At 43.3% G+C, this 13,420-nt stretch carries 14 protein-coding genes; 7 read left to right on the top strand and 7 right to left on the bottom strand.

The genetic code is table 11. From position 1 onward, the window contains the following. Nucleotides 1-2: 2 nt before the first annotated feature. A complete protein-coding gene (gene leuC / locus PTT44_RS03140) occupies nucleotides 3-1,436 on the bottom strand; it encodes a 3-isopropylmalate dehydratase large subunit (RefSeq protein ID WP_058868871.1) in 1,434 nt (477 codons plus the stop codon). Nucleotides 1,437-1,935: 499 nt separating this feature from the next. Here leuC and PTT44_RS03135 point away from each other — a divergent pair, with 499 nt between their 5' ends. Together PTT44_RS03135 and PTT44_RS03130 are read left to right on the top strand one after the other, a co-directional pair. Continuing rightward, a complete protein-coding gene (locus PTT44_RS03135; protein ID WP_004692541.1) occupies nucleotides 1,936-2,172 on the top strand; it encodes a DUF2061 domain-containing protein in 237 nt (78 codons plus the stop codon). A gap of 159 nt (nucleotides 2,173-2,331) precedes the next feature. Further along, nucleotides 2,332-3,189 carry a LysR family transcriptional regulator gene (locus tag PTT44_RS03130; RefSeq protein WP_168158015.1) on the top strand — a complete coding sequence of 286 codons (858 nt, stop codon included), beginning with the start codon at nucleotides 2,332-2,334 and terminating at the stop codon, nucleotides 3,187-3,189. A 58-nt stretch (nucleotides 3,190-3,247) separates the two neighbouring features. On the opposite strand, the gene PTT44_RS03125 is transcribed toward PTT44_RS03130, so the two are convergent. From PTT44_RS03125 to PTT44_RS03115, 3 genes are all read right to left on the bottom strand, one after another. Further along, on the bottom strand, nucleotides 3,248-3,664 hold the full coding sequence (locus PTT44_RS03125; protein ID WP_273795538.1) for a DUF2628 domain-containing protein: 417 nt from the start codon (nucleotides 3,662-3,664) through the stop codon (nucleotides 3,248-3,250). Between the two features lie 160 nt (nucleotides 3,665-3,824). Further along, nucleotides 3,825-4,070: a DUF2789 family protein gene (locus tag PTT44_RS03120; RefSeq protein ID WP_004978928.1), complete on the bottom strand. Its 246-nt coding sequence runs from the start codon at nucleotides 4,068-4,070 to the stop codon at nucleotides 3,825-3,827. Nucleotides 4,071-4,282: 212 nt separating this feature from the next. Then, nucleotides 4,283-4,933, bottom strand: coding sequence for an HAD family hydrolase (locus PTT44_RS03115; RefSeq protein ID WP_004692545.1), 651 nt, complete (start codon nucleotides 4,931-4,933; stop codon nucleotides 4,283-4,285). A gap of 182 nt (nucleotides 4,934-5,115) precedes the next feature. Between PTT44_RS03115 and PTT44_RS03110 the strand changes: the two genes are divergently transcribed. Both PTT44_RS03110 and ptsP read left to right on the top strand, forming a co-directional pair. Next, nucleotides 5,116-5,598 carry an RNA pyrophosphohydrolase gene (locus PTT44_RS03110; RefSeq protein ID WP_004692547.1) on the top strand — a complete coding sequence of 161 codons (483 nt, stop codon included), beginning with the start codon at nucleotides 5,116-5,118 and terminating at the stop codon, nucleotides 5,596-5,598. A gap of 81 nt (nucleotides 5,599-5,679) precedes the next feature. Further along, complete coding sequence (gene ptsP, locus PTT44_RS03105; RefSeq protein WP_004978924.1) at nucleotides 5,680-7,977, top strand: phosphoenolpyruvate--protein phosphotransferase; 2,298 nt, start codon at nucleotides 5,680-5,682, stop codon at nucleotides 7,975-7,977. A 6-nt stretch (nucleotides 7,978-7,983) separates the two neighbouring features. On the opposite strand, the gene PTT44_RS03100 is transcribed toward ptsP, so the two are convergent. Beyond that, nucleotides 7,984-8,172 (bottom strand): DUF7230 family protein, encoded by a 189-nt coding sequence (locus PTT44_RS03100; RefSeq protein WP_004978921.1) that lies wholly within the window; start codon nucleotides 8,170-8,172, stop codon nucleotides 7,984-7,986. A gap of 186 nt (nucleotides 8,173-8,358) precedes the next feature. Then, on the bottom strand, nucleotides 8,359-8,973 hold the full coding sequence (locus tag PTT44_RS03095; RefSeq protein ID WP_168158016.1) for a LysE family translocator: 615 nt from the start codon (nucleotides 8,971-8,973) through the stop codon (nucleotides 8,359-8,361). 151 nt (nucleotides 8,974-9,124) lie between these two features. Between PTT44_RS03095 and PTT44_RS03090 the strand changes: the two genes are divergently transcribed. Further along, nucleotides 9,125-9,577: an Lrp/AsnC family transcriptional regulator gene (locus tag PTT44_RS03090; RefSeq protein WP_010325833.1), complete on the top strand. Its 453-nt coding sequence runs from the start codon at nucleotides 9,125-9,127 to the stop codon at nucleotides 9,575-9,577. Between the two features lie 194 nt (nucleotides 9,578-9,771). Beyond that, complete coding sequence (locus PTT44_RS03085) at nucleotides 9,772-10,908, top strand: DUF389 domain-containing protein (RefSeq protein ID WP_168158017.1); 1,137 nt, start codon at nucleotides 9,772-9,774, stop codon at nucleotides 10,906-10,908. A 6-nt stretch (nucleotides 10,909-10,914) separates the two neighbouring features. Here the strand turns inward: PTT44_RS03085 and PTT44_RS03080 are convergent, their stop codons facing one another. After that, nucleotides 10,915-12,567 (bottom strand): acyl-CoA dehydrogenase family protein, encoded by a 1,653-nt coding sequence (locus tag PTT44_RS03080; RefSeq protein ID WP_168158018.1) that lies wholly within the window; start codon nucleotides 12,565-12,567, stop codon nucleotides 10,915-10,917. Between the two features lie 78 nt (nucleotides 12,568-12,645). Between PTT44_RS03080 and PTT44_RS03075 the strand changes: the two genes are divergently transcribed. After that, a complete protein-coding gene (locus PTT44_RS03075) occupies nucleotides 12,646-13,224 on the top strand; it encodes a TetR/AcrR family transcriptional regulator (RefSeq protein WP_168158019.1) in 579 nt (192 codons plus the stop codon). Nucleotides 13,225-13,420 lie beyond the last annotated feature (196 nt).

The raw sequence follows: 13,420 nt of genomic DNA, 5'->3' as shown, positions 1-13,420 counted from the left end.
AATTAAAATGAACGCACATCGACAAAATGACCTGCAATCGCTGCTGCGGCTGCCATTGCTGGACTCACCAAGTGCGTACGACCGCCATTGCCCTGACGACCTTCGAAGTTACGGTTAGAGGTCGATGCACAGTGCTCACCGGGTTGTAATTTGTCTGCATTCATGGCTAAACACATTGAACAACCTGGCTCACGCCATTCAAAGCCCGCTTCAATCAAAACTTTGTCTAAGCCTTCGGCTTCTGCTTGCGCTTTGACTAAACCAGACCCTGGAACCACCATGGCTTGTTTAATCGTACTTGCCACTTTTTTGCCTTTGGCAACTTCAGCCGCGGCACGAATATCTTCAATGCGAGAGTTGGTACATGAACCAATAAAAACACGGTCTAACTGAATATCTGCCAACGCCTGACCTGCGGTTAAACCCATGTAGTTATAAGCACGCGTCCAATCATTGCGTTGCACTTCATCTTTGGCTTGTTCTAAAGTTGGTACAGCTTGAGTCACTGGAATCACCATTTCAGGCGATGTACCCCAAGACACTTGTGGCTCAATCTCTTCACCTTGCAATACAACTACTGTGTCAAAATGCGCATCTGCATCCGAATGTAAGGTATTCCAATACGCAACTGCAGCATCCCACTGTGCGCCCTGTGGTGCATATGGACGGTCTTTAACATAGGCAATGGTTTTGTCATCGACAGCGACCATACCCACACGTGCGCCGCCTTCAATCGCCATATTACACACCGTCATACGACCTTCGATCGACATATCACGGAACACTTGACCACCAAACTCGATGGCATGACCTGTACCGCCTGCAGTACCAATTTTACCGATGATGGCTAAAACTACATCTTTCGGTGTTACACCATGACCCAATTGACCATCAACACGTACCAACATGTTTTTCATCTTCTTTTGAACCAAGCACTGGGTTGCCAATACATGCTCCACTTCAGATGTACCAATCCCGTGCGCCAAACAGCCGAATGCACCATGTGTTGCCGTATGAGAGTCTCCACAGACCACAGTCATACCCGGTAAAGTCAAACCTTGCTCAGGCCCGACCACGTGAGCAATACCTTGACGGACATCATTAATGTCGAACTGCACCACATTAAAGGTTTTACAGTTGTCGTCTAAGGTTTGAACTTGGATACGTGAAGTATCATCTTCAATACCTGCTATTCCCTCTGAACGCTCTTTGGTCGATGTTGGAACGTTATGATCGGGAGTTGCTACATTCGCACTTAAACGCCATGGTTTACGACCCGCAAGTTGTAAACCTTCAAAGGCTTGCGGAGAAGTCACTTCATGTAATAAATGACGGTCGATATAGAGTAAAGCCGAGCCATCGTCGCGTTGTTTTACTAAGTGGTCATCCCACAATTTGTCATACAATGTTTTTGCTTGTTGGTTTTCGCCTGCCATGTCGATTGACTCCACTGGACTGGGTAATTCTTTCATTAAAATCGATTATAGCGACGATTTCACATAAATCTAATTTATCATTTTTATTAATTTAGAAACTTTTTGGAATTATTTTAAATTCATACCTCTTTGTTTCAATCCCTTTGATTACAAGCCCTCACCGTTGGTTTTAATTCAAGCGTTATAGCCTATTTATCAACCTATTGTAGGCCTCGCAGTATATTTCCCTGCTCAGCCATGCAAGGTTTATCTTCCCTAGTTAGACCAATACTTTTTAAGGCTCGCTTCATTGATGTGAACAATAAGACAGCGACCTATGCATAGACTAAAGAGTAAAATCTACAGAAGTTTGTTTTCTCAAGTCAAATATCCCAAATAATCGACTACGTCACCTTGCATTCAAAAACCCAATCATGAGCAATCAAAATTTCATTTTGACTTTATTAATGATAATAATTACTATTTACAAATGAAAGGCATTATTGAGAGGGTATTTATCATGGCGAACATTCAGAAATTTGTAGCGAACAATCAGCGCATATTCAAAAAAACCCTAAGCTATTACATCATGCACATTACTGTGGCCATGATTGTGGCTTACTTTGTCACAGGTAACTTATGGATGGCGGTCACCCTCAGCTTATTAGAACCAACCGTTCAAGCCTTCGCATTCTTTTTCCATGAACGTATTTGGGAGAAAAAGAACCGTACCACCGAAGAAAATATTCCCGCTTAAGCCTTTATATCAAGCGCCCTCTCAACTCTCAAAAGATCACATCAAGTGATCTTTTTTTATTTTATTCCAGATCCAATAAGCTCACGTTCATTTTAAAGATCGCAATTCATATAAAATTATTTTATAATTTAATTATACTTTCATAACTAGATTATCCTTATGAATCTTGCAGCCTTCGAAGCTTTTGTAAAAGTCATGGAAACCGGCTCTATTTCTTTAGCCGCAGATCAGCTCTTCATTACGCAACCTGCTGTAACCAAACGTATTCATAGTTTAGAAGAATATTTTGGTGTGAAACTGTTTGAGTCTGCGGGTCGTGGTGTACAAGCCACACATGCCGCACATTCACTGCTGCCTAAAGTTAAAAACTGGCTCAATGAACTGGGTGACATTCACCATACCTTGAGTCATGAACAAGGCATGGTCCAAGGCAAACTTAAAATTGGCACCAGTCACCATATTGGTTTGCATCACTTGCCGAGCCATTTACGTAGCTATGTGCAAAGCTTTCCAAATGTCACCTTAGATGTGCACTTTGTCGACTCCGAGCAAGCGCATGAAAAAGTACTGGCGGGTGATTTGGAATTGGCTTTTTTGACGCTTCCACCCAAACTCGATGAGCGTTTACAGTACGTCACCATTTGGGAAGATCCTTTAGTTTTTGTAGCAGCACCGTTTCATCCGTTGGCACAAATGCAAAACTTACAACTCGAAGACCTGATTCAGTACCCAAGTTTATTGCCTGCATCACAAACCTATACCAGCCAAATCACACTAGCAGAGTTTGAAAAACAAAGGCTGAAACCTAAAATCACCATGAGCAATAATCCACTCGAATCGATTCGTATGTTGGCCTCGATTGGACTGGGTTGGTCAGTGCTTCCAAAAACGATGATTAACCAAGACCTACAGCAGTTGAATGTGAAGTTCGAAATGAACCGTCAACTTGGTATGGTTTGGCATCCGGGCAGAACCCAATCTCGTGCGGTGCAAGAACTGATTGCAATGATGAACTAAGCTTTATAGGCATTAAAAAACCATCCACAAGGATGGTTTTTTATTTTGCGCGAGCGAATTAAGAAGCACTAATAGCCAGTGCAACCAGCCCAAGCCAAATCACCAGCAAGATCGAACCTACTATGAGATTTGTACCCCCACGATTTTCTAATTCCGTATTGACGTTGCTATTTCCAAATTGGCGAATTTTGGCAATCTGTTGATCAACATGATGCTTGTACAAGGTATTCCCAAACATTCCAAAGGCTACGGCCAAGCCGATATTTGCACCAGAACTTTCAATCCCTAAAAGTATTTCAACCATCCCTATCGCCACAATCAAACCAATGGCCATAAAGCCATAACGGTACATTTTTCGATAAAACAACCAGACCACTCCTAAGAAAAAGGCGGCAATATTAAAGCCTGCATATTGTTTCTTTGGCGTGATTTTTTTAAATTGAGCTTGATAGTAAGACTCATATTTCGCACCGATAAACAGGGCACGATCTTGTTCTAATTGATTAACTGAAGCTACATAGTCTAAAGACGTAGAGTCAGGAAAAGCTTGATGATCGAGAGATATAAATTTCTACTTTTATCTTATTTTTATCAAGAGAGGCAAAGCTTCGACGCTCAGCCTCTTTGAGTTCTACTTATTTTTGGATGAGTGAATCTTCATGCAGGGATTCATTCAGCTGATCTACAATAATGGCCCACTCACCATCCGATTTAATTTTTTCTGCCAAAAACTGACGTTGCGCTTCAGTCCAATACTCTGCGTCAACAATCGTGGTTTGTGCATTGAGCTGATGCGTTACAATAAACAACGCGATGGCCTCTTCACTCGCATCTAAACCGAGTTGCTCAAACAGGTGGGTCATTCTTGGTCGTACACTCATATTTTTCTCCACGCTTATGTTCTAATTTTTCATAGTCAAAATAGCTTTAGCCAAGGTTCAACATAGCATATTTGGTTAATTTTCCAAGATCAGCTCACCTATAGCCCGATATTTTATTATCGCTTTAGGCACTTTTCATTTTTGACGTCGATGCCTTTCAAATAAAAAAGACTGCCCGAAAGCAGCCTTTTCAAACAACTAAAGACAGATACTTAAATCGACCAGTCTTGGATTTCCCATGCCTGCTCTTTAGCCAATGCTTCTAGGCGATCATCTGGATTGACGGCAATGGCATGGTCTGCGTATTCCAGTAAAAAGCGATCATTGATGGAATCTGAATACGCCCAAGACTCGCTGACATCACGCCCTGCAAGCCATTGATCTAAACGCGTCAATTTGCCTTTTTGATAGCATGGTGTATTGATCACTTTGCCCGTGTATTTACCCTCAACCACTTCAGCATTGGTCGCAATAATTTCACTAATCCCAAATTCACGAAAAATCGGTGCCGTAATAAAATCAGAGGTTGCGGTAATGCCAACCAAAGCATGTCCAGCATCGCGGTGTTTTTCAATGGCTGCAAAACCTTCAGGACGCATTTGCGGGCGAATCACTTTGTGCATGAACAGTTCATGCAGTTCAGTCAGGTAGGCATTGTCATGTTGAGTCAAAAATTCAAACACAAATTCATTATAAGCAATCGGGTCGAGCTGCCCTGCTTTGTAGTCTTCATAAAATTTATCGTTCATGGCGCGATGGCGAACTGGGTCGACCAAGCCTTCATTCACCAAAAACTCTCCCCAAGAATGATCTGAATCGGTGTTTAACAAGGTGTGATCGAGATCAAATAGCGCCAATTTCATGAAAATACTCGTAAAAACTGAAATTTAAGAAAAAAATTGTAAATCTATCTCCGCTAGTCGATAGAAATTCGTTAAGATCATAGCAATTTTAACATTTTTAAACTTTGCTTTTTTCGAGTTGGATACAGAAATAAAAATCCCCGATCGCAAAGTCATAAATTACACAATATTTAGGTAGCCAAATGATCGATTCGGAAGGTTTCCGACCCAATGTCGGGATCATTTTGGCAAACGAGTTTGGACAAGTTTTATGGGCAAAACGCATTGGACACAATGCTTGGCAATTTCCACAAGGAGGTATCCAATATGGAGAAACCCCTGAACAGGCACTTTATCGTGAGCTGAGAGAAGAAGTTGGCTTACTGCCCGAACACGTCCAAATTGTAGCGCAAACTAAGGGTTGGCTGCGTTATCGTTTGCCGCACCGATACATTCGTACAGATTCTGATCCCGTATGTATTGGACAAAAACAAAAGTGGTTTTTACTCAAACTCACTGCTCCCGCTCAGAATATTCGTTTGAATTTGTCTGATCCGCCTGAGTTTGACCAATGGCAGTGGGTCAGTTATTGGTACCCACTGGGGCAAGTTGTGAATTTTAAACGCGATGTATACCGCAAAGCGATGGTGGAGCTGTGTAATCAGCTCCCTCAAAAAAAGCCTTAAAAAATCTAGACGTCCTACAGATTTTTTAAGGATCTCTTGTTATAAATAAGTTGGACGCACATTATTTTTGGAGTAGACGCGATGTCGAATATGCAACTGGATACCCTTCGACGCATTGTACAAGAAATCAATGCGTCCACCAGTTTGCATGAATCACTCGACATTATGGTCAACCATGTGGCGGAAGCCATGCATGTTGACGTTTGTTCCATCTATTTACTCGACGAACGCAATCAACGTTATTTGTTGATGGCATCGAAAGGTTTGAACCCCGATTCGGTCGGCCATGTTTCACTGCATACCAGTGAAGGCTTGGTCGGTCTGGTGGGTCAGCGTGAAGAAATCGTCAACCTTGACAATGCACCGAAACATGAACGTTTTATGTACTTACCTGAAACAGGTGAGGAAATTTATAACTCGTTCCTCGGTGTACCGGTCATGTACCGCCGTAAAGTCATGGGCGTGCTCGTGGTGCAAAACAAAGAGTCGCAAGACTTTAGTGAAGCCGCAGAATCTTTCCTCGTCACGCTCTGTGCTCAGCTTTCAGGGGTTATTGCGCATGCGCATGCGGTGGGCAATATCGATGTATTTCGTAAACCGAGTAATTTACCTGCCTACAAAACTTTCCAAGGTGTCCCGGGTTCAGGTGGAATTGCATTAGGGCGTGCCGTCATTCTCTATCCCCCTGCGGATTTGGCCGCTGTCCCTGACCGTGAAGCCGATGACATCAGTGAAGAATTAGAACTGCTTGATCGTGCTCTCACCTCAGTGCGTGATGAAATCAAATCGCTTGATGACAAAATGCAAGATGCCCTCATGGCGGAAGAGCGTGCACTGTTTAGCGTGTTCTTACGTATGTTGGATGAAAATGCGCTGCCAGCGGAAATTAAAGAACAAATTCGTGATGGTAACTGGGCACAAGGTGCGGTGCGTATCGTCATCGACAATCACATCGATCTGTTTGAACAAATGGAAGATGACTACCTCCGTGAACGTGCCGCGGACTTAAAAGATCTCGGGCGACGGATTTTGGCTTATTTACAAGAAGCTGACTCCAGCCACCGTGAACTCACCGATGAAAGTATTCTGATTGGGGAAGAAATCTCAACCGCAGCTTTGGTAGAACTGCCAGTCGATAAAATTGCAGCCATTGTAACCACCGAAGGCGCCATGAACTCGCATATGGTGATTGTGGCGCGCGCACTCGGTATTCCAACCGTTGTTGGTGTCACTGAACTGCCGATTAATACCCTTGATGATGTGGAAATGATCGTCGATGCGCACCAAGGGCGTGTGTTTATTAATCCACCTCGCCGTTTACGTAGTCGCTATAAAGAAATTCAAAAAGAAGAAGAACTGATTGCCAAAGATTTAAAACAGTATGAAACCAAAGACGCCATCACCCCTGATGGTGTCGCAGTCAAACTGTTCGTCAATACTGGCTTGATGATTGATGTGGTCCGTGGTGTACAACGCGGTGCCAAAGGCGTTGGTCTATATCGCTCTGAAATTCCGTTCATGCTGCGTGATCGCTTCCCGGGTGAAGAAGAACAGCGTGCGATTTATCGTCAACAGTTGAGCCACTTTGCCAACAAACCTGTGGTGATGCGTACCCTCGATATCGGTGCAGATAAGGACTTGCCTTATTTTTCAATTGAGGAAGAAAACTCAGCTCTCGGCTGGCGCGGCATTCGCTTTACGCTCGACCACCCTGAAATTTTTTCTTCACAAATTCGTGCCATGCTCAAAGCCAGTATTGGTCTCAACAACCTACACATTCTACTGCCGATGGTAACCAGTGTCAGCGAAGTAGAAGAAGCGCTGTACTTACTAGAGCGAGACTGGGTCGCGGTGCAAGAAGAAGAACAGGTCAAAATCACCAAACCAAAAATCGGGATCATGGTCGAAGTACCAAGTGTCTTATTACAAATTGAAGAGTTTGCCGAGTTGGTTGACTTTTTCTCAGTGGGTTCAAACGACTTGACACAATACTTACTGGCCGTTGACCGTAATAATCCACGCGTTGCTAATGTCTACTCACATTTCCACCCAGCGGTTTTACGTGCGCTCACCCGCTTAGTCAAAGAGTGTCATAAGTACAACAAACCAGTCAGTATTTGTGGGGAAATGGCGGGCGATCCTTTGTCAGCGATATTATTGATGGCAATGGGCTTCAATACCCTATCAATGAGCTCAAGTAACATTCTGCGTGTACGCAAAGCCATTTGTCATGTCCCAATGCCAGATGCGGTCGAATTGTTAGAGCGTGCCTTGAAAATGAGTAATCCACTCATTGTGAAAAGTCAGATGGAATATTATTTTAAAACCCATGGTTTGGCCGATATGGTCAAATCCGCAACACGTATTGTGACGGCTTAAAGGTCTTTAAACCCAAAGAACGGACATTAAAAAAGGGAGATAATCATCTGAATATCTCCCTTTTTTGTGCTTGTCATAGCCTCGTTTTGCATTTTTCTTTCGGTCTACAAAGACTTGGCTTTGGTTGACTTCATGCATGTGTTTAGCCACGAAGTTGTGAATCACAACTTTTGGCTCAGCTTTCTTCTTTGCCATTTTTTTCACCTTGTTGATGTGATCATCTCGCTGATGATGCGCTAGAAATTTTACGCCTTTTTGACCGTTTTACAAGCGATTTTGGCTAGGCTTATGCCCAACTCATGCGCTATTTTTCAATTCAATTACAGGTTATGGCAATGCTTTATTTTGCACTGCCTTTGATCCATATGCTTAAAATGTCGCTTAGACATAAAACTGTTCTAACAATAAAACCATCGCAATCAACATCATCAATGACCCAGACACTCGACTGACCACCCTAGCTGCCTGTGGACGTGTGCCCAAAACTTTTTGCGCACTAAATCCAACCAGGAAATAAACAGCCGCACAACTCATAAGGTGGATCCCAGCCAATAAAACAATTTGAGAGGTAGGCGACAAAGCCGCTTGCGGGTCGATAAAGGGCGGCAATAAAGCCAAAAATAACAGCAGGACTTTCGGGTTTAATCCACTCAAGTAAACGCCTCGAATGTACCATGACTTTGAAGATGCAATGGCCACCTGATCGCTGCTAATACTCGCAGGACGCATCGACAGGCTCAGCCCCATCCACAGCAAATAAACAGCCCCAACACCCGTGAGTACTTGAAGCAATACGGGCTGACTGGTCACCAATGTCCCTACACCCGCCGCAACAATCAGTGCCGCTATCAAATGCCCAGTTAATAACCCGGTCACCGCAGGCAAGACTCTTTTGCCCTGTATTCCGGATGAAATGGCATAGGCCCAATCTATACCTGGTGTCATCACAAACAGGATCGAAACACCCCAAAATGCAATTAAAATATTCAGTGACATCCCTTTCCTCTCTTATCAATCACCGTTTTGATGTTTAATCCAATCAAAACATGATCTGTATCAAATAATTTTGAAAGGATATCCTTTAGGCTCTAAAATGTGCTTTCAAATATTTGTGCAATAACGCCTAATAAAGGGGAGATTCTTCCACATGGATAAAATTGATAAGAAGATTCTTGCTGAACTGCAAGCCGATGGTCGTTTATCTGTTACGGAGTTAGCGCATAAGGTAGGGCTTAGCCTCTCTCCCTGTCACCGCAGAGTCAAAGCCTTAGAAGATGCAGGTATTATCAAAGGCTATCGCGCACAGCTGGATATCTCCCAGCTCGGCTTGAATTTCTCCACCATTGTTTTTGTGACGCTCAAAAATGGCGATAAAGATTCGGTGCAGAGTCTTGAAGAAGCGATTCTTAAGGTTCCTCAAATTGTGAAAGCACAGCGGCTTTTTGGCGACCCCGACTACTTGCTGCATGTCGTGACCTATGACTTGGAAAGTTATCAAAAACTCTATGATGAGCACTTGTCAGCACTACCAAATGTGCAACGTCTCATCTCCACCATGGTGATGAAAAATATTATTTCTAATCGTAGTGTTTTGTTCTAAAAGAGCATACCCATGGGAAGCTAAACACCTATAATTCATCTATATTTTTTATGGATGGTTTCATTATTTCAAAACAGATTTACCTTGCCCTGAGTTTAGGCGAGAATCATATTATTTCTCACCATTTTTTGTTTGCTTCTATTGATAAAAGCGCTAGATTAAATCTTAGTCACATACAAAATAAGAGTGCCGCCATGCCATTAGAAAAAGACAAAGATGCAACCATTGTGGTCAAAGATACGCCTGATCAAGAAAAGTATGAGTTTCTAAAAGAAAAAATTCGTTATAAACAAGCCTTGCGCGAAAATTCAAAAAAAATTGACCACCAAAAAGTCCGTTTGAATATCCAAGCGGATGCACTGCCAAGTAAAACCTTTTTTATTATGAATGCCTTGGCTGCCGTTATCGCAGGCTATGGACTGCTGTCCAACTCTGCTGCGGTGGTGATTGGCGCGATGCTGGTTGCCATGATGCTGGGGCCAATTTCGGGCATTGCTTTGGCTTTAATTGATAGCCGCTGGTTGCTGTTTAAAACAGCCTTGTCCACTTTGTTACTTGGCATTGCCATGATTTATAGCATTGGGATTATTTTAGGGCTAGTGAATTATGACCTGCCCATGACCAACGAAATTTTAGCCCGTACTCAGCCAACCATTTTGGATTTGATGATCGCCTTAGCAGGGGGTGCCGCAGGTGCTTTTGCCTCAGTATCCCCTCGCCTATCTGTGGCCGTGGTGGGTGTTGCCGTTGCGACGGCCTTAGTTCCGCCCTTGGTGGCCAGCGGGATTTTATTCGCGCATATGGAATGGAAAAACTCAGCCAATGCATTTTTACTGGCGGTGACCAACATCTTCGCCATTCAGATTAGCTCATCTTTAGTCCTTTGGATTGCAGGCTTTAGACGTGGTTCCACCGAAGAGGTGCAGAGTAATGTCAAAGAATTTCTCAAACGTAATGCTATTAGCTTAATGTTCTTGGCACTTTTGGGAATTTATCTCTCCTTTAATTTTTATTCTATGCTCCATGCTCGCCTGTATGAGAGCGGCAATGAAACTATCATCAGTACGGCGTTAAATCACGATAATAATATTATTGATACCATCCAATACGATAAAAAAGAGGGTTTCACTTTAGTCCGTGTCTATATCCGTGGGGATGCCCCCCCTCGTCCAGAAGAAATTGCAGCACTCAATCAAAAGCTATTGCCAGACTTGAACGATAACCCAAGCATTGTTCAAGTCCGCTTTATTCCGATTGATATTATTCAGGCTGAAGACAGCCCCAACGTCAAACTCGAACAAGATGAAGCGCAAAAGCTTTCAGTACAATAATGAGCTTTAAGCTGCAAATGCTCTATGCAGCAGTCGTTCTACGTCGGGTTGTTTCATCTCAAGCATCCCGACAACACGACCATGAAATGGACTATAACGGCTTTGAATAAAGCCATCAGCCACATAGTTTGGTGCATGCCGTTTTAGCAGGACTGCTTGTGCCAAAATCACTAAACGGCTGACCAAGCTGCGCCCCATAAATTGTAGTTCTTCAGGTGTCTGTTGGAACAACTGAAATAGATTTTTCAGCTCTTGTTTCAACTGTTCATCTTGCATAGCCGTGGTAGCCAAATCTTGAAACAGGATTTCAATCGACTCTACATCACGGCTGATAGCACGCAGCACATCCAAACACATGACATTGCCTGAGCCTTCCCAAATGGTATTGACTGGGGCTTCTTTAAAAATACGTGCCATGACGCCGTTGTCAACATAGCCATTGCCGCCAAAAACCTCCATCATCTCCCCTGTAAGTTCAACTGCACGTTTACATATCCAGAACTTCGACGCTGGGGTCATAATGCGTTTCCATGCCACAGACAGCACGTCATCCGCTTCATAGCAGTGTGCCAGATGGAAACTGAGTTGCATTGCCGCTTCTGTTTCTAAGGCTAAATCTGCCAGTACGGCGCGCATCAGCGGTTGTTCAGCCAAATGCTTACCAAAGGCTTTACGCTGACGGGTATAGGCAATGCATTGCACCAAGGCTTGTCTGAGCATGGCAGTACTGCCCACTGAGCAGGTTAAACGGGTGTAATTCGCCATTTCTATAATGGTGGGAATACCGCGCCCAGCTTCCCCAATCATGATGCCCCACGCCTCTTTAAATTCGACTTCGGAACTGGAGTTGCTACGATTGCCGACTTTGTCTTTTAAGCGTTGCACATGAATTGGGTTCTTGGTGCCATCCTCTAGCCAGCGCGGTACAAAGAAACAGGCCAAACCATCTTGTTCCGTCTTTGCCACCACCAAATGTGCATCACACATCGGTGCAGAAAAAAACCATTTATGCCCTGTGAGTAAATAGGCTTGACCGCGTCCCGACTCGGCGACTGGTACAGCCATGGTTTCATTGGCACGCACATCCGAACCGCCCTGTTTTTCGGTCATGCCCATGCCCAGCCAAATCGATTTTTTTTGACTGATCGGCACATCACGTTCATCGTATTCTGTAGAAAGCAACTTATCACCGATTTTGGCCCACAGTTCAGGTTCGCGTTGAATCAGTGGAATACTGCCTAATGTCATCGAATTTGGGCACAAGTTTCCACACTCCACCTGCCCTGCCAAATAAAAACGTGCTGCCCACTCAACCCATTTTGAGGATGAATTGGGATGATTAAACGGATGTGCATGGGTATCGAACTGACGATTTAACCCCATCCATTTATGCCATGCAGGATGAAACTCGATAAAGTCTTTACGGCGTCCGCGCGTATCGAAGGCATGCAATATAGGCGTATGCTTATTGGCGAGGTCGGCATAATCATAATATTCCGCTGAACCAACGGCTTTTCCCATCTCTGTGAGTCTTGCCTGATCCTGACTGCCATAACGAGTGAGAATTTCTTGTAAAACGGTATCGGTTTCAAACAAGTTGTAATTTTCCAGTTCATCAAACTGATTACTGATTTGATGGGTCATCCATGCCTTATTCATATCACTTTGCTCTTGTTATGCTGTGCTTTTCATTTCAGTATAGAGAAAAATTGAGTCTGCCATGTTCAGCTTTATGCCATGAAGAATCCTGAGATCCAAGTCCGTCGTAGACCGCGCCAATCCAGAGCAAAACTCACCCAAGAAGCTTTGCAAGAAAGCTTTGTTCGGCTTTTGCATGAGCGTCATGCACACGAAATTACCATTCGGGAAATTACCGATGTGGCGGGAGTCGGTTTAGGTACCTTTTATGAGTACTTTTCAAAGAAGGAAGATTTGGTTGCATTGACCATTCATCAGCATGTGAAAACTAATGCGGAGCAGCTAAAAAGTTATGCACAAAGGCTGATGGAGTTATCCACAAAATTAACTTTTGAGGACTATTTACAGCAAATTATTCACTTTCAGCTTGAGCAGATTCAGACTCGACAGTTTCTCTGGGCGCAGACTTTTTTACTGGAACGGCAGGTGTCTAATATTGAAAGCTATCGAAAGAGTTATGCCATGATGGTACAAATGTGGCAGAGCATTCTTGAGCCTTATGTTGGGGATGAAGTGCAACTCCAGCAAATGAGTTTAAATGTGCAGCGGGTATGTTATGGCTTTGTGTCGCAGACTTTGTTGGTAGAGCCTGAATTTGGGGAGTGGGATGCGCTTTAAAAGGATATTGTTCAAAGTTTAGGAAAACTTAAGTTTGAATAAAAATAGACATTCTATTCATTTTCTCGCTTACATTTAATTTTTAAGTAATTGATATACATAATAATATTTAAATTAGGCTCGTATAAGCCCTATTATCTAAAATGGAATCAATATTTCAGGGTATTCCTTGGAATTTTGTATCATTTAATTCTTA

The sequence above is a fragment of the Acinetobacter sp. Gutcm_16 genome (assembly GCF_028649355.1).
Classification (GTDB): domain Bacteria; phylum Pseudomonadota; class Gammaproteobacteria; order Pseudomonadales; family Moraxellaceae; genus Acinetobacter; species Acinetobacter johnsonii.
This window is presented reverse-complemented; position numbering and strand designations above follow the sequence as displayed.

Excerpts from the sequence above, each read along its gene's own strand:
- leuC (WP_058868871.1), bottom strand. The coding sequence starts at position 1,436 with ATGGCAGGCGAAAACCAACAAGCAAAAACATTGTATGACAAATTGTGG.
- PTT44_RS03135 (WP_004692541.1), top strand. The coding sequence starts at position 1,936 with ATGGCGAACATTCAGAAATTTGTAGCGAACAATCAGCGCATATTCAAA.
- PTT44_RS03130 (WP_168158015.1), top strand. The coding sequence starts at position 2,332 with ATGAATCTTGCAGCCTTCGAAGCTTTTGTAAAAGTCATGGAAACCGGC.
- PTT44_RS03120 (WP_004978928.1), bottom strand. The coding sequence starts at position 4,070 with ATGAGTGTACGACCAAGAATGACCCACCTGTTTGAGCAACTCGGTTTA.
- PTT44_RS03115 (WP_004692545.1), bottom strand. The coding sequence starts at position 4,933 with ATGAAATTGGCGCTATTTGATCTCGATCACACCTTGTTAAACACCGAT.
- PTT44_RS03110 (WP_004692547.1), top strand. The coding sequence starts at position 5,116 with ATGATCGATTCGGAAGGTTTCCGACCCAATGTCGGGATCATTTTGGCA.
- ptsP (WP_004978924.1), top strand. The coding sequence starts at position 5,680 with ATGTCGAATATGCAACTGGATACCCTTCGACGCATTGTACAAGAAATC.
- PTT44_RS03100 (WP_004978921.1), bottom strand. The coding sequence starts at position 8,172 with ATGGCAAAGAAGAAAGCTGAGCCAAAAGTTGTGATTCACAACTTCGTG.
- PTT44_RS03095 (WP_168158016.1), bottom strand. The coding sequence starts at position 8,973 with ATGTCACTGAATATTTTAATTGCATTTTGGGGTGTTTCGATCCTGTTT.
- PTT44_RS03090 (WP_010325833.1), top strand. The coding sequence starts at position 9,125 with ATGGATAAAATTGATAAGAAGATTCTTGCTGAACTGCAAGCCGATGGT.
- PTT44_RS03085 (WP_168158017.1), top strand. The coding sequence starts at position 9,772 with ATGCCATTAGAAAAAGACAAAGATGCAACCATTGTGGTCAAAGATACG.
- PTT44_RS03080 (WP_168158018.1), bottom strand. The coding sequence starts at position 12,567 with ATGAATAAGGCATGGATGACCCATCAAATCAGTAATCAGTTTGATGAA.
- PTT44_RS03075 (WP_168158019.1), top strand. The coding sequence starts at position 12,646 with ATGAAGAATCCTGAGATCCAAGTCCGTCGTAGACCGCGCCAATCCAGA.